We start from the raw sequence: 16062 nt of genomic DNA, 5'->3' as shown, positions 1-16062 counted from the left end.
ATATCAGACCCCCACTTTATTAACTAGTACTTCGCCATCTTTAATGATTGTGACGCCGTCAACAACTAAAGTGACTTCTGTCATAATAAGATCGTAATGGCAGGCAGCTTTCACTGTTCCACCTAACGTAATGCTTGATCCAATACCGATATGAACTGAGCCAAATACTCCTTCATCTTCTAACATCAAACCATTAAATTGGCATTCAGGATTTAGACCAACACCAATTTCAGCGATATTATAAACGTTCGGATCATTTTTAGAAGCTAGATTCTCACGAAGAACTTTTGCTTCATGACCTCCCTCAATGGAAGTAATTAACCCATTCTCAACTGTTACAATCACATTCTCTTTTACAATCCCAATACCGATATAAGGAATACTTGCGTTTACAACGATTTTACCGGAAGCACTTCCTTCAAGTGGCGAAACGTTTGCTTCGATTGTTGGAACTGGAGCAAATTCTCCACTTTCAACAATTCCGGTCATGGCATTACTTTTACGCCCCTTTGCTGACATCCTTAAATCTGTGCCGTGAGTAGTCGTTAAATGAATTTCATTTGCATTTTCTAAATACTGTGCAACTGATTTACAAACTGGTGCAGCTGCATGGAAATCAGCATGGACACCGCTCTTAATCAACATTTTATTTTCAAATTGTGTTAACATAATTCCTCTCGCACCATTGTTCACTGCATTTTTGACTGCGAATGTATGTGTGATTGATGTATAAACCGCACTAATAAATACATCACTAGACTTCATTGCTTCTGCAACATTTACTGGTGGTTCAGCACCATCAGTATGTCTAGGTGTAATTAAGAGAATAGTAGGTTCAGCACCAACTACTGTCACAGCAGCTGCAATACTTTCTGCAATTTCAATTGTTTTTGGTTCAGCAATAATGGAAACAATCTCTCCCGGTTTAACTTGTGCACATACTTCTACAACCTGTTTTGATCCTTTGGCCATCAATATCTTCTCCATAACGAACCCCCCTTGTTAAATTAAGTATATCTTAGAATAAATATACAAATTTAGTCAATACTATATTCTATAGAATTTAGAAAATTTAAAAAGTTTTTCCGAAAATTAATTCCCACTTATCACGTAGGCTTTTAAAGCCTAATTACTTTTCCTGTAAAAATAAAACTCCACCTATATTAGGCGGAGCCGTTTTGCTTCGATATTTCAAAAAATCTAAACTATATCAGGATGCGTTCATTTTTCATATTTAATTTTATGGACATTGTTATGCCGCTTCCTAATTCATTTATTAACGGTATGTGAATTCCTAATAAAGATCAGCAAGGATAATTTTATATTAATAAAGCGTTTTAAGCAGTTCACGTCAATTTCTTAAAATAACATACACTTTTCACTCAACGGCCTACACCACCATGAGTTTCAATTCTATAGTCGCAATTCTTTGTCAACTAAGTTTACAAAAAGCTATTCTCTCGTTTTCTTCAATTTTATCAACTAAGTTGACAAAAAAATTAAGTATACATGTTGATTTCACTTTGCTTATTCACCCTTCAATTGTCCGGTATGAGTAAAAAGTGGAGATTTTTAAGCAAGAAATAAAAATTCCTAGTTAACTTTAAAAAAAGACGTATTTTCTTTCGTAAAATAACTATCAGATTACGTTTACTAAACAGGAGGCTTACTTCCCACAACATTTCTTATGTTTTTTTCCACTGCCGCATGGGCATGGGTCGTTTCGGCCGACTTTCCCTCCACTAAGTACTTTTAGTTGAGTGGCTGGTAATGGATCCTTATATTGGTTACTCATTTTCGAAAGTTCCTCCGGCGTATGGCCGCGGTTTTCCCAAAGACGTGTGGTATTCGCAATCTTGGTGATGGCTTGAATATACTCGTTGGCTTGTTTTAAATCATTAAATTCAAAGCGTCCTAACAATTCGCGTAGAGTCTCGTTAAAGTTCACTCCAACCAGTTGGAATTGGCCAACTATTTCATCGATTTCTTCTTTGACCATCAGTGTACTCCCACCGAAAAAATCCTTCGCTAACATCTTCGCCAATTTTTCTTGATGGCTGGTCTTTTCATAATAAAAATCATCTGTATAGCGTAATAATTCCTCTTTTTCAGGAACATAGAATGGCTTGCCAATCACGCTTGCAATAAAAAGTTCGTAATCCTCTACCATATCGAATGCCTCATGGATAAATGCATTCTTCAGAACATAAGCATGTTGCCTTTCTAATTGTTTTGCATACAGAGGATTCGTAAACAATGCCCATAATTCCTTACTGGACAAGGAGGGTTCATTTTGGGCATTATAAATTTTCAAAAACGCCGGGAATTCAATGAGCCCATATAAATTTGTACAAGCCACGGCATATTGAATGATTCGTTCTTTATTTGGCAACCCTTCTAAATCCACATAATCCGAACCGCGGTATTGATCGTCTAGCACAAAATAATTGTCGTGATCAATGTGTTCCCACTCTGTTTTTTTATATTTAACTCGTTTTAGTTGGTCATTTACTTCATCCATATCAAGAGGCAAAAAATCCATTCTTTCCGCCCACGCATAAGTTGATAAATACTCAGGGTGCGTTGGATCTTGATAGACTTTTAAAAATTGTTCGTATCCACCTGGTCCACCCACGTCCTCCGGCGGCGCCATCCCTTCCCCATCTAGAAGCGTTGGATACCCAAAATAATAATCTTCTACAATATCTTCAAGCGCCACTTTAATGCGCCAGGCGTCGCCAAAATCATATTGATAAAAGATTTCTCTATGTTTTTCAAGATAGTTATCTATTTTTATTCTTGTAGGCTGTTTTACCTTTAAATCATCATATGGCTGATTCTTGTAATCCTCCAATAGCCTTTCATTGTTGGTTATGAACAGATTCTCTATATCTATTCCGAAATAATGATACGGCTCCAATTCACTCTGAAAATTCGTTGCGTATTGAATAGTTTCATGCAATCGATTAAAAGTAGCTCCTGCAGGCAAAACTATTCGCCGCCACACTTCGGGCTGAATCTCCTCGAATGTAAGTTTTAGAATATATGCTTTCAATGGTTCACCTAGTTTCATTTAAATTATCATTAGCTATCAATAGTATAGCTTATAATTTTTTGTATAAACATATGGTGGTTTAGAATGGTTTACACTTAAAATCTTATTTAACTCACCATTACTTACATCCTGTTAATCTAACCTTTTAAAATAACGATAGATCTTCTCCAGTTTTTTCATTTGTTTCCCCTTTGGACTTTCCATATTTCCAAATTCAAAGAACTTCACTTTCTTGATTCCCACAAAATGAAACAATGCTCTTTTCATTAACATTTTATGTGCATTGTTCAACCAAAGAAATGGATAGTGGGTTGGCCCTTTCATGGTTGAAATACATATAACGGACTTTCCTTTCAGCAGCCCTTCCGGAAAAAGCCCCTTTTTATCTTTGTAGGCAAAGCTCGATGCAAATAATTGGTCTATATATCCAAGAAGCATCGCAGGGGGTCTTCCCCACCAAATGGGATAAATAAAAACAATTTTGTCAGCCCATGAAATTTGTTGTCTGTATTTTTCAAGCTCAGGGTCAGTATGTATGTCGCGTCTCCGTTTGTGCTCGTTAAATACTAAGAGAGGATTAAATCCCTCATCATATAAATCCAATACCTTCAACTCTTTAACATTGGGATTTGTTTTACTGCCTCTGATGACGTTTTGTAAAAATGCATAATTTAAACTGCCATGGTTGGGATATGTGTAAACAATCAACATTTTCATAGGGCACCCCTTAATTATCATTTGATAACCAAATATTAGCATTTTCATTTTTATTTATCAATTGATAATTGTTTTTAGATAACTATTTTGCTATCGTGTCTTAAGAGGTGAGAGAATGGATAATAAAGAGCTCTTTTACAAAATGGTATCATTTACAGCTTCTGTCCACCGTGTAACAAATGAATTAACGAAAAATGCAAAACCGGATTCCATTTCGCAAGTTCAATATAAAATTCTTGAATTCATTGCCGTGAACAACTCTACGACTCCTAGTGAAATTAATGATTGCCTGAATATGGCCTTTTCAAATACCAGTCGTGAACTTAGCAAGTTAAGTGAAAAAAATTTAATTGAAAAGATAATGGATAGCAAAGATCGACGAAAACAATCCATTCGTCTTTCGGATGAAGGAAAGGCGGTAATGAGCGAAGCTTTTGCAATCATAGAAGCTCGTTTTATAGATCGAATACAGAATGCTTCGGAAGAAGATTTAAAGGATATTGAGTATGCATTGGATACGTTGCAGAATAAGCTGTTTTATCCTTAGGCTGAACATTAGCGGCTCCCGCCAGAAAGGGAGCTCATTTATATATTTATCCTTAAAATTACTAAAACTCCGCCTTTAGAAGACGGAGGAGGTTTACTGTTACAACTAAAATTAATCTCTCTTTTCATATACCTTATCGATGAATGGTTTTAAATCATTCAGATTATTAACCCAATCCAGCCTAATAAAAACTTCATGTGCTTTTTCTTCCATTTGATTTGCATTTCTTTCATATGCACGATTTAATATTCGATCCACATCTTCCTGCATTCGAAGGCCTTCTTTATCTGTTCTTTTGCCTATATGAAGTACTAATGCCGGAAAACCTCTAAGAATCATCAGGGTAGCAAATTTATTGGTAAAACTGCCGTCTGCTCTGACTTTCTTATATCCATATGTAAATTCTTCTTCTGCAACCTTCCTTACACCCGGTAACTGATTCGTCAGGTAAGCATCTAACGCCAAACCTTTCAATTCAACTTTTTCAAATGCCTTATTTATATTTTTACTGGATGGCATAATTTCAACACACTCCTATCATTCTTCAAAAAAGTCCAAATCTATCTTTTTAATAGTATAAACTTCTACATTGGATACTCCTACGTTGTACTTAAACATCAAATCAGTCAGTTCTTGTCCATCAATCAGAATGACTCTTTTATCGATTGAACTCGCATATAATCTAGCTTCTTTAGAAAATTTAGCTGTCGTGATGAAAATTCCTTTGGAGGCCTTCTTACCGACCAGACTTCCAACAAATGCTTGAATGTCGGGTCTTGAAACAGTCGAATCCACTTTCCATCGTTTCGCTTGTAAATAAATCATATCCAATCCCAATACGTCTTCCTTGATGATACCATCAATACCTTCATCTCCTGATTTACCAATGGCTCTTCCCGCATCATTGACAGACCCGCCATAGCCCATAGCTACAATTAAATCGACAATCAATCCTTCAAAAAAGATAGGTGAACATTCTAAAATTTTATCTAATAACAATTCTTGAAGTTCATTTTTCAAAACAGTATAGTTGTATCCAATGAGTTCACGAGGGGTTTGTTCCTCATCAACTGATGCTTTCGGTGTTTTCTTATCTTCGGATTGATTATTGATAAATTCATTAAAGTTTTCATATCTGGTTAAAAACTTCCGATCAATTCTAGTCACATCAGGATTATTTAGTACACTTAACCCTTCTTCAGTTATTTTAAAAACACCTCTACTTACCACCTGAATTAACCCTGCTTTATTTAGGTAAGTTCTGGCCCAGCCAATTCGATTATTCAATATGGTTTGCTTGCCGCTTGGGAGTTTCTCTGCAACTTCTTCATCCGTTAAATTAAAATGGTTTGCCAGCAAAACATATAGGTCCTGTAATTTATATACTTGACCGTCTTCCAATTGTTTTAGAAATGGGTACATAAAATCTTGATAACCTGGAACAGCCAAATTTATTCCCTCCATTCTATCTCCTATAAACACTATAACAAAGATGGGCCAGTAGATATGGGAAATGTTCTACCGAGAAAACACCGTTTTACGAAAAACAAAAACAAGTGGAGGAAAAGAAATCTTTTCCCCCACTTGCCTTCTTTCAAACAGTAAAACCATCTTCTAAACTTCTCATTATCTATCACCAATGACTGATTCTTTGTATTTCGTATATTTCGATTGCTTGGAAACTACACTTTTTCTTTTCTTTTGTTTTACATTATTCAGTGAGATGTTGACAGTTTCCTTTGTTTTTAGGAGAGAAAATAGGGCGATCAATGCTCCAGCCATTAAATAGAAAGCTGGTGCGAAATCGTTGCCGCTTGCCGCAACCAAGAAGGTCGCCACATAAGGCGCTGTTCCGCCGAAAACCGCATTCCCTGCATTAAAGGAAACACCGAATCCACTATATCTTACCTCTGTCGGGAACATTTCCGATAAAAATGTAGCTAACACACCATCATTACAAGCCAAAATGGCTCCTAGTAGGATCATTGAAATAATGGTGAATGCTCCACCCATACTCATTAACATGAAGATCGGATAAGTGAATAGGATAAATAGAATACATGCAGTCATCAATACCGGTTTTCTTCCAAAGCGGTCCGTTATTTTCCCCACAATCGGAAGCATGACGACATACGTGAATAATGTAAAAATCGTTATAAGTGTACTTTGCAAACTATCAAATTTTAATACCGTCGTTAAATAGGTCGGCATGTAGGATAAGATAATGTAGAAACCAACGGCATTTAAGCAAATAACGCCCAACGCAATCAGTATTTTTCCTTTATATTTCTTAATTCCTTCTAGCATGCCAAGTTGTTTCTCAGAAGATTCATCTTCGTTCATTTCATTAAATACCGGTGAGTCCTCCATCTTTAATCGAATAACCAATCCAATTGCACCTAGTGGCAAGGATAATAAAAATGGAATTCTCCAACCCCAGCTTGCCAGTGCTTCAGCCGTTAATGAAAATTGCAAGATTGACGTCACCACTGCCCCCAGCAGCATACCAGCAGCTGTACTGGCAGGAACCATACTGACCAATAAACCTCTCTTCTTCTTTGGTGCATGCTCCGCAATCATTAATGAAGCACCTGCGTATTCACCAGAAGCAGAAAATCCTTGTACAATACGACAAACCAATAATAAGATTGGCGCTAATATTCCAATGCTTTCATAACTCGGAATCAAACCAATGGCAAATGTGGATAGGGACATCATACACATTGTTAGAATGAGAATCTTTTTACGGCCAATTCGGTCGCCATAATGCCCCCAAACCATCCCGCCGATTGGCCTAATCAGAAAGGATAATGCAAAAACAGCAAAGGTATTCAGTAACGCTGCCGTTTCATTTCCTGGAGCAAAAAATACAGTGGCGATTATGGTGGCTAAATATCCGTATGAAGCATAATCAAACCATTCAATCATATTTCCGTATGCAGAACCCGCTAATACTTGTTTCATTCCATTATTATTTTCTTTCGTTTCCCTTATCGATGAAGTAATGTTCACCAACTCCTCATTATGTAAGGGGAAGATTCCCCTTTTTTTTTGTTAATTAATTATTACCCTATTTTAGAAAAGTAAACTTTTCAATTTTAAGATAAAAGTATTACGAACTATTACACATTCTAAATATAGGTAATACATGAAGTTGATAAGTGATAAGAAAATTTATTAAAATGACTTAGATTAAAAGTTCAATTTCACTTTAAAAAGGATATTTGATAGTGGATATGATTGCTGTTGTACCAAAAGCCCTCTTGACTTTTTGAATACCCAAACAAAACAGCACCACCCACAAGCGGAATGGTGCTGCTGCCTTTTTATCAAATTCTTTTATATCAGAATACAATCTTAATTCATTTTTTATTCACTTTCGGTTTACCTTCCAATATCCCTTTAAAACTTTCACGATAATACCATACCAAGAATCCTTCCAACACCGTAACGAATAACGCTAATACAAGCAAATCGGAATCTACAAACAGGTGAAAAGCCAATATGTTAACGACAATACTTGCTAACACAATTAAAACCAGTGGAACGAACCGACCAATTAACAGGAAGGTTCCGGCGATGATTTCCACACCTTTTTCCAATGCCAAGAAATGGCCATCCCCTAAAAACTCCATTGCTGCTGGACTGGTCGGAGCAAAAGCTTCAAATCCAAATAACACTACGTACCCATTTAAACCTGCTCCCAAAAAGATGATGCCCAAAAGCAATTCGGCAATCCGTATCCATACGTTCATGTATCTTCCCCCACTATATAAGGTAATACTTGCACGTAATCAATAAGCCTTTATCCAATCATTCTATTGTATTAGCAAAGCACTATAGGTATGCAGAGTCTCCTCCAAAATGGGATGAATGACCTTATTCATTTTGTGGAATTTTCGGCTTTCTTACCTAATATAATAAGAAAAAACCCAGCCCTCAATTAGATGAAGGCTGGGTTAATTTTAATATATGGACGTACAGCTGATTCAAGCGTTACTGCTCCGACTTGGAGCTGGATTTCTTAACAGACCCGCTTATTTTAATTCCGTCGGCCATCTTTAGCTCTTTTCCGTCAATTCCGTAGACATCATTTTCCACCACTTTGAGGTTCTGTCCTGCATCGATTCTGATGCCATTGGCTGCCTGTCGAATGACGTTGCTCTTAATCCTGATGTCAGAGGGGATTCCTTTGCCCCGTCCTTCAGTACCGCGGTCCTCTTTGAGCCGGATGGCCCAGAACTCGTCAGTCCCTCCAGTAATCTGGTTACCTTGCACCTTCGTGCCCGGTCCATTGCGCACCTCAATGCCAGTTTTTGAATCGTCCTTGGCAGTGATTCTGTTGTTCTCGATAAGTGTTTCAGGAGTTCCCAGGATGACCAGAATTCCTTCACGGTTCCCTATCAGGTTGTTTGAGTGCACCCAGTTTCCAGGTCCTGTGGCATCGTGCTTGTTCTTGGACCCGCCGGAATTGCCCAGCGCGATGCCCGCCTTTTGCCCGCCAATGACTGTGTTTTCCCGGACTTCATTCAGGTATTCACCCTCGCCGTGCAGGTCGATTGCGTCAAGGTGGCTGCCTACAATGGTATTGTTCGCCACTAGATTGTTGTGCGTGGGGAACTGCAGCAAGATAGCATGCCGAAGATGCTTGCCATCAAAGGTATTGCCGATGACGACATTGTGGCGGGAATCGTTGGAGGCATCCGGATCATGCTGATCCGCTGAACCTTCAATTGCAATTCCGTAGCCCTGTCCACCGGGACCGACGGCAGTTGCCTCACTGATATAGTTTCCAGAGAGGGTTACTTCACGGCTGTTCTTGACCGAGATGCCGTGGCGCTCGAACTTGCGGATGCTCACGTTCTCCACTAGGATTTCGGAGCTAGCCTGCCCTTTATGGGCACCCAGGTAAATTCCGTACATCGGACCACCACTCGCGTCGCCGTCGTCAGGGTCATCGCCGAGCGGGCCCTCATAACGGGAGGTGATGGTAAAATCAGCGACGATAACATCGTTGATGCCTGAGCCGCGGATTACCCGGCTGTCATCCTCGCCGTCAAAGGAGGTCAACAGCACAGTGTTCTCCTGGCCTTCACCGCGAAGGTCAACACCGCTTTTCAGCACGATGTTCGCCGATTCGTCGGCTGGATCAGTTGAGCGCAAGTCATACGTGCCCGCCGGCAGCAGGACTTCGTCACCGGGTTCAGCCGCATCCAAGGCAGCCCGGATAGCTGCTGCGTCATCGTTTGAGTCCGGCTCCGGATTTGCACCGAATTCCGTGACGTCAAGGGTTCTCCCCTTGGCCGGACCTGGCGCCGGTATCTCAATCGGCTTGCCGGATCGATCAACCAAACCAGGGGCCTGCCAGTCGCCGCTCTCGGATGGTGCCGGTTCTACGGCTTTATCACTCTCGGTTGGATTTTCGGGGTCCACAGTTTCATCGTTCTCCACTTGCCTGTCAGTTTCTACAGCTTCATCGTTCTCCACTTGCCTATCAGTTTCTACAGCTTCATCACTTTCGATTGGTCCATCGGATTTTTCGACGGTGCATGCGGTCAGGAATACCACCAGACCAAGCACCACCCACCACCAACGCACAGGACCTCGGCGGTTTTTCCGAACAGATTCTTTCATCAGACTTTTTCACGTCCTTTCTGGATTATTATCACCCTTACATCGCTCATTGAAGCGATAAGAAAAGCGGTGAGCGCACGCGCCCACCGCCTCCGGATGTTCGGACGACCCCATAATGGGCCGACGTTTCATCCCGTAGCCAAGGATCTACTTAGAGTTTCCTTTGCCATTGTTTCCTTTATTTCCATTATTGCCTTTACCGTTATCCTTGTTGTTTTTGAAGTTCAACGGGATATCTTTTTCCAACGGAGTATCTGCTGAAGAACCACCGACATGTACGCGGTATTTACCCTTAGCAGTAACCCACTCGCCATCAGCCCAGTTCGCCAAGTTATCCGGTTCTTCCGGAACGAAGTAAGAGAATGGGTGGTTGGAGTCATCATGGTTAATGCGAACAGTAACACGTTCGCTTTCACCTGGCTGAAGATCAACCTTCTCGAAGTTCACAAGACGTTTAGTTGGCTGACCAGCTTCATCTGGAAGTGTCATGTAGACCTGTGCCGCTTCTTTACCGGCAACATCGCCTGTGTTCGTGATTGTGAAGGACACGTCAATACCAGCTATAGAACCTTTATTGCCGTGGACTTTTTTCACTTTAAGATTATCATACTCGAAAGTTGTATAAGAAAGACCGTGTCCGAATGGGAAGACTGGCTTCACATCGTTTGCTTCATACCAGCGGTAGCCCATCTCTAGACCTTCAGTGTATTTAGCGATTAATTGGTCGGAACCGTCACCGTATGGTCCTGGTCCACCTGGCTTGCCAGTATCTTGACGCGTTCCAGGGAATTGTTCTTCTGTCGCGAAGGCAGCTTCACGCTCAGTCGCACCAAATGTCATAGGTAGCTTACCGGAAGGATTCACTTTACCGTAAAGCAAGTTAGCCACGGCATTTCCATCTTCCATGCCTGGGAACCAAGCTTCAAGTACTGCTGGTACCTCATCCAACCATGGCATAAGTACCGTACCTGAAGTTTTTAGAACTACAGCTGTGTTTTCTGCATTGGCTTCTAGAACCGCATCGATTAGTGGCTCTTGTTCTACAAAGTTTTCTCGTTCTTTGTGTTTATCAAGATCAATTGCAGGGAAACCTAAAGTATCGCGGTCAACAGTCTCATGCGGATTGTCACCAATCATTAGAAGGACGACATCTGACTCAGCAGCTAATTTAGCAGCAGCTTCAGGATCACGGCCATCGTTGTATGTTACTTCAGTATCGTAACCTAATTCTTCAATTACGTTTTCCAGTCCTTGTTGCGGAGTAACCGTGTAAGGAGCATTTACGTTCTCGTTATTGTCTCGAACAGAGCGTGGAGACATTTTTGCCTCACCTGCGAACCACTCAAGTCCGATTAATGCGATTGAATCCGGTTCACCGTCTAATGGCAAGAAGTTGTTATCGTTCTTTAATAGTACGGCACCTTCTTCAGCCATTTTCAATGCACTTTTACCATTAGCAATCGGATCGACGATTTCAGGCATGAACTTGTCGTAAGGCTCATCCATGTGGCCAAACTCGATCATCTTGATGTAGCGTGGACGAAGTAAATTGTCGATATCGTCCTCAGTTACAGCACCTGAGTCAAGTGCATCCTGAATTTTTTCCTCAGTGTAGTACTGTGGTGCCCAGTCTAACTCAACATTCGTACCCGCCTTGATGGCAGCTACCGTGTCGTGAATCGCACGACGGTCACTCATTACATAACCATCGAAGCCCCAGTTTCTGCGTAGGGCATCTTGAAGCAATTCAGAGCTATCACAAGCATATGTTCCGTTAACATCCGGGAATGAACACATTACAGAAGCTGGGTTAGCATCTTTAACGGTCATTTCGAAAGGCAACATGTATAACTCATTCATAGCCTTTGATGGTACCTGAACGCCCATTGTCCATCGTTCAGTCTCTTGCTCGTTTCCAGCCAAGTGCTTAAGCTGTGCCTGTACACCTTGGTCCTGGATACCTTTTGTTTGTTCAGTCGCCAGGATACCTGTCAAGTATGGGTCTTCACTGAAGTACTCATAGTTACGTCCACCGTATGGGTGACGGATTAGGTTCATACCTGGTCCAAGCAACACGTGATGCGCAAAGGCACGAGTTTCTTCACCAAGAATTCGGCCTGCTTCATAGTTAAGCTCTTTGTTGAAAGTTGCTGCTAATGCAGGAGTAGATGGTAGTCCCGTTGCTTCTGGGTCATTACCGCAAGATCCACCCTTTACGCCCGTACCACCGTTAGTCATACGGATTGTTGGAATTCCCAACTCTTCAATTCCTTTAATCTGACGGCCAGTGTCCTGCCATTCACATCCAGGCAGAGTACCTTCTGGCGCAAATTCGCCGCTTTGGTACGCATTCTCACCTTTTTTGTTAATGGTAACTGTCTCGCCTTTGTCGTTCTCATTGAATCGCGAAATAGCGATTTGCTGGATTTTTTGTTCCATCGTCATCTCGTCAAGAAGCAGCTCCGTGCGCTCCTCAGCTGACAACTGGGTGTTCATCCAGGGTCCGATTTCCTTTGTTCCAGTAGTCGCCGCATTTGCAGGAACTAACGAAGACAAAGTAATCGTTGCTGTCAATAAAATTGAACCAACCTTTTTTATCACTCTTGCACTCTCCTTTGATTTCTATTGCGTGTTTCATTATTGCAGAAAACTATTACAACAATATGAATGTTATATTACAATTCAGTAATAAAACAACAGGATAATACTACCTCCATATTGCAAATAGGCACAAAACCCTGTTCTAACAATGTTTTTCTAACAAACTAGCTAAACGAAAAATTTGATTGGCAATTATAAATTATTATTCTATTAATATTAATTTATAGAATGCTTTCATATATTTAACTTTGATAGTCGAATGTTCCAATGGAGAGAGTTTGGAATATGAAGTATTCATTCTGCTTAAACGCGTTTAACATGCCAGCCTAGGTCCCCTATTACTTTGACTAATCCTCATAACTCATCCGTTCTCTAAGAGAAGCAGTATTTTCTTCCGTGAACTTCTTAATTATTTGGTTCCTTACAGCCTAACCGATTATTTAGCCAGACCTTTCTCATATGCAATCACCCAACCTGGCCATTTCACATAAATTAAGGAGACAGTTTGAACAGGATTTTTCCAAGGATGCATGTCTTTTTTGGAGAACGGACATCATGAGGGAAAGGGATGGATATGGTAAATTTTATTGCTTTTCGAGGCATTGTTACGCAGATTAATGATTTTATGATTGGGCAAAACGGTGAAAGCGAAGGTTGTTATAAATTGATGACGGTCGAAAATATGCAAGGCGGCATCGTGAATTTCGTCATATCCCCTACTACGTACTTTGTTTACGCCGAAACGGTGAATGTTGGTGATAGGATTACAGGCTACTATGATGGCAACGCGCCGGCTCCGTTGATTTATCCGCCTCAATACCAAGCACTGATTGTTGTGAAAGAAAATAATTTCGAAAATGTGAAAGTAGACTTTTTCAATAGCGAACTCGTTAGCAGGGATGGCCAATTAAAATTGAATCTTTCCCCAAATACACCTGTTTTGTTAAGAAACTGGCAGCCTTTCACGAAGAATCCTGCCAACCATAACCTCATTGTCATCTATGGACCCACTACCAGAAGCATCCCCTCGCAAACTACACCTATCGAAATCATTGTATGGTGCTAAAAAATTTGCACGAAATGCTTGCATCGTTTCGTGCAATCTCCTCAGGGTATAGGCAAAATATCTCCGGTGATCGCTGCAAGTTACTAGGTTAACTAAAAGATTAATACTTGCATCCAAGTATTAATTGTTTCAGGAGAATAGTCATTAGGACAAAGTATCTTTACATATACATGAAAGTGTTAAGAAAGGAGGGGCATTAATGGCTAATCCGATTGTTGCACGTTCATTGGATGAAATACAATTTTGGTCGAGGATTATGAAAGAGCATGCTTTATTTTTAAGCTTGGGTTTTACGTACGAGCAAAAACAGTTAATCGAGGAAGCGAACTATTTTATTGGTCTTTTTGAAAGAATAGAGGAAAAGTTAAGTAAGCTCACGATAAACTCTGATTTACGGTTCGTGCAAGCATTCAATAACGAAGTTTACCAAGCCGCAGTTGCCATTTGGGCATATAAGAGAAAAGTGTTGGGGTTAACATTACGTTGTGAAATAAGATCAAATAACTACCCTTTGTTGATTGATCATATCAGCAGAGAGGCCGCGTATTTTGCAAACCGTCTGCAGGAACTTAATCAAGGAATACTCGCTCCAAAAGCAGATGATATTATTAAAGAGAATGTATTTTTCCTGAAAATCATGGCCGACCATGCGAAGTTTATTGGACATCTATTGGATCCTTCAGAAAGGAAATTAGTAGAACAAGCCAGAGAGTTCAGTCATGATTTTGATCAGCTGCTCTTCCAGGCGATTGATTTGGACTATATGCGCCCACAATCTGAAACGCAACCTATCCTAAGTCAATTTTTGGACCAAAACCGCGTTTCAGTGACTTCATTAAGAGACTTTAAGAAGACGGCACGAGATCTAATAGAAGCTTGTCGAATCAAAAGCAATATTCACCCTCTTCTGGCGGACCATACCTTTAGGGAAGCAGAAAGGTTTTTGGAAATTATCGATATGTACGAAAGAAGTTTGACTGGTGATTATTAAGTATTTTTAAATGGTAAGCGACACTTTTAGATGTTAATAGTTATGGGCCTTAACCTTTTATTCGATAGGGCTAAGGCCTTTTATCAAATAATCCTGCGCATCAAAAAAAAGATTTTCAGCAAATCCCATCCATCAAATCGACGCCGAAGAAGCAGCAGCCTGGTCCGCCTTCACGCAGTCAATGGCAATTACGAGTGCAAACACGATGGTTTCCATCTCTTCGTTCAGTATTTGCACTTTGTAGCTATCCCCCCAAGTAAACCACTCCTTGCTCACTTTACCGACGACTTGGCCCTGTTGGATAATTTGAAAATCCATATCCCACCAATTCCCTTGTACTTCTATGCCTGCCGCGTCAATCGTGTAGCGGGCTTTAAAGAAAGAAAACTCCTTCTTGATCGTTATCACTTCCCTGCCGCCCGCCTCTACAAAGAACTTCGGCAAAAAGCTGAATGTTTTTTTCGTGATCAGCGCCACTTCATGTCGTGTATCATTTAGTATAGAGAACGTTTTCGGGATTCTCATAAAACTGCCTTCCACATAATACACATCCCGCTCCTGCTCATCCTTTACTGTAAATTTCCCGCTTATACTGAAAACCTTTTGCTTGATGTAAAGGTGTTTCATTCTCTTACCTCCTTCGATATAGCTTGCTACTAAAATATTTGTATTCTTACTCAAATTACGGTTCTGGAACCTTCAAAGTTTCAAATTTTTCCTAGAGTTCTTTTACAATGAAGAAGTTTGAACAATGCCCACCAAAGGTACGGACCTATAGAACAGTTTTTAGGAGGGTCCTTATGTTCTTCTCGTCATGGCAATCTATTGCCAGTACAATTATAGTCGGTATCTTGGCTTATATATCTTTAATTATTTTGCTACGTATTTCCGGAAAACGTACTTTATCCGAATTTAGCGCCTTTGATTTGGTCGTTTCCGTAGCAATTGGTTCTGTGCTGTCCACCATCATGCTTGATAAACAAGTAAAACTTGCTGACGGGATAACAGCCATGGCCGTGCTGATTGCAATGCAATATATGGGAGCCTGGCTTGCAGTCCGTTCAAAATTTTTTGAAGGACTTATTAAAGCAACGCCTGAATTGCTTTATTATAATGGAGAATATTTTTCCTCAACGATGAAAAAAGCAAGGATTCAAGAGGAAGAGATTCTGCAGGCCGCCCGCTCCTCCGGGATTGCTTCAATGATGGAGGTAGAGGCGGTGGTTCTTGAATCAAACGGCAACCTTTCAGTTATTCAAAAGACAGATTCAGAAGAAATGCCGACAATCCGCAATGTGGAAAAGGAGGACTGACCCGGTCAGCCTCTTTTAATTTCCAACACTCCCACCCTCCCACATTCCCTCATAATTAAAAATCTATTACTCATATTCCAATTATTTATTTCTGAGAATTATGAATTATTAGTAATTTAAGAGAAAAAATCAGTAATT

The 16062-nt window shown here is 40.3% G+C and carries 14 protein-coding genes; 4 read left to right on the top strand and 10 right to left on the bottom strand.

The genetic code is table 11. The annotated features are described in order from the left end of the window. Window positions 1-3: 3 nt before the first annotated feature. From D1B33_RS12440 to D1B33_RS12430, 3 genes are all read right to left on the bottom strand, one after another. The gene (locus D1B33_RS12440) at window positions 4-987 is read right to left on the bottom strand and encodes an aminopeptidase (protein WP_118876716.1); all 984 of its coding nucleotides are present in this window, start codon (window positions 985-987) and stop codon (window positions 4-6) included. A 679-nt stretch (window positions 988-1666) separates the two neighbouring features. Then, window positions 1667-3073 carry a plasmid pRiA4b ORF-3 family protein gene (locus D1B33_RS12435; protein ID WP_199677412.1) on the bottom strand — a complete coding sequence of 469 codons (1407 nt, stop codon included), beginning with the start codon at window positions 3071-3073 and terminating at the stop codon, window positions 1667-1669. 114 nt (window positions 3074-3187) lie between these two features. After that, on the bottom strand, window positions 3188-3772 hold the full coding sequence (locus D1B33_RS12430) for an NAD(P)H-dependent oxidoreductase (RefSeq protein ID WP_118876715.1): 585 nt from the start codon (window positions 3770-3772) through the stop codon (window positions 3188-3190). 115 nt (window positions 3773-3887) lie between these two features. On the opposite strand from D1B33_RS12430, the gene D1B33_RS12425 reads away from it, so the two are divergent. Beyond that, window positions 3888-4319: a MarR family winged helix-turn-helix transcriptional regulator gene (locus D1B33_RS12425; protein WP_118876714.1), complete on the top strand. Its 432-nt coding sequence runs from the start codon at window positions 3888-3890 to the stop codon at window positions 4317-4319. Window positions 4320-4430: 111 nt separating this feature from the next. On the opposite strand, the gene D1B33_RS12420 is transcribed toward D1B33_RS12425, so the two are convergent. The 6 genes from D1B33_RS12420 to D1B33_RS12395 form a co-directional block, all read right to left on the bottom strand. Further along, window positions 4431-4838, bottom strand: a complete 408-nt coding sequence (locus D1B33_RS12420; RefSeq protein WP_118876713.1) for a hypothetical protein — start codon at window positions 4836-4838, stop codon at window positions 4431-4433. Between the two features lie 18 nt (window positions 4839-4856). Beyond that, window positions 4857-5768, bottom strand: coding sequence for a restriction endonuclease (locus D1B33_RS12415; RefSeq protein WP_118876752.1), 912 nt, complete (start codon window positions 5766-5768; stop codon window positions 4857-4859). 177 nt (window positions 5769-5945) lie between these two features. Next, window positions 5946-7331 carry an MFS transporter gene (locus D1B33_RS12410; RefSeq protein WP_199677411.1) on the bottom strand — a complete coding sequence of 462 codons (1386 nt, stop codon included), beginning with the start codon at window positions 7329-7331 and terminating at the stop codon, window positions 5946-5948. A 350-nt stretch (window positions 7332-7681) separates the two neighbouring features. Beyond that, window positions 7682-8074: a hypothetical protein gene (locus D1B33_RS12405; protein WP_118876712.1), complete on the bottom strand. Its 393-nt coding sequence runs from the start codon at window positions 8072-8074 to the stop codon at window positions 7682-7684. Window positions 8075-8315: 241 nt separating this feature from the next. Continuing rightward, on the bottom strand, window positions 8316-9953 hold the full coding sequence (locus tag D1B33_RS12400; RefSeq protein WP_118876711.1) for a right-handed parallel beta-helix repeat-containing protein: 1638 nt from the start codon (window positions 9951-9953) through the stop codon (window positions 8316-8318). Between the two features lie 147 nt (window positions 9954-10100). Next, entirely contained in the window at window positions 10101-12554 is a 2454-nt protein-coding gene (locus D1B33_RS12395; RefSeq protein ID WP_118876710.1) for a beta-glucosidase family protein, read from the bottom strand. 574 nt (window positions 12555-13128) lie between these two features. Here D1B33_RS12395 and D1B33_RS12390 point away from each other — a divergent pair. Both D1B33_RS12390 and D1B33_RS12385 read left to right on the top strand, forming a co-directional pair. Further along, window positions 13129-13620, top strand: coding sequence for a hypothetical protein (locus D1B33_RS12390; protein WP_118876750.1), 492 nt, complete (start codon window positions 13129-13131; stop codon window positions 13618-13620). 199 nt (window positions 13621-13819) lie between these two features. Continuing rightward, window positions 13820-14611 carry a DUF2935 domain-containing protein gene (locus D1B33_RS12385; RefSeq protein ID WP_118876709.1) on the top strand — a complete coding sequence of 264 codons (792 nt, stop codon included), beginning with the start codon at window positions 13820-13822 and terminating at the stop codon, window positions 14609-14611. A gap of 132 nt (window positions 14612-14743) precedes the next feature. On the opposite strand, the gene D1B33_RS12380 is transcribed toward D1B33_RS12385, so the two are convergent. Beyond that, window positions 14744-15238, bottom strand: coding sequence for an LURP-one-related/scramblase family protein (locus tag D1B33_RS12380; RefSeq protein ID WP_118876708.1), 495 nt, complete (start codon window positions 15236-15238; stop codon window positions 14744-14746). 173 nt (window positions 15239-15411) lie between these two features. Here D1B33_RS12380 and D1B33_RS12375 point away from each other — a divergent pair, with 173 nt between their 5' ends. Further along, window positions 15412-15924 carry a DUF421 domain-containing protein gene (locus D1B33_RS12375; protein WP_118876707.1) on the top strand — a complete coding sequence of 171 codons (513 nt, stop codon included), beginning with the start codon at window positions 15412-15414 and terminating at the stop codon, window positions 15922-15924. The last annotated feature ends 138 nt before the right edge of the window (window positions 15925-16062 follow it).

This window comes from Ureibacillus yapensis (assembly GCF_003515775.1).
GTDB lineage: Bacteria > Bacillota > Bacilli > Bacillales_A > Planococcaceae > Ureibacillus > Ureibacillus yapensis.
The sequence above is the reverse complement of the archived record's forward strand: the minus strand, read 5'-3'. Positions and strand labels throughout refer to the sequence as shown.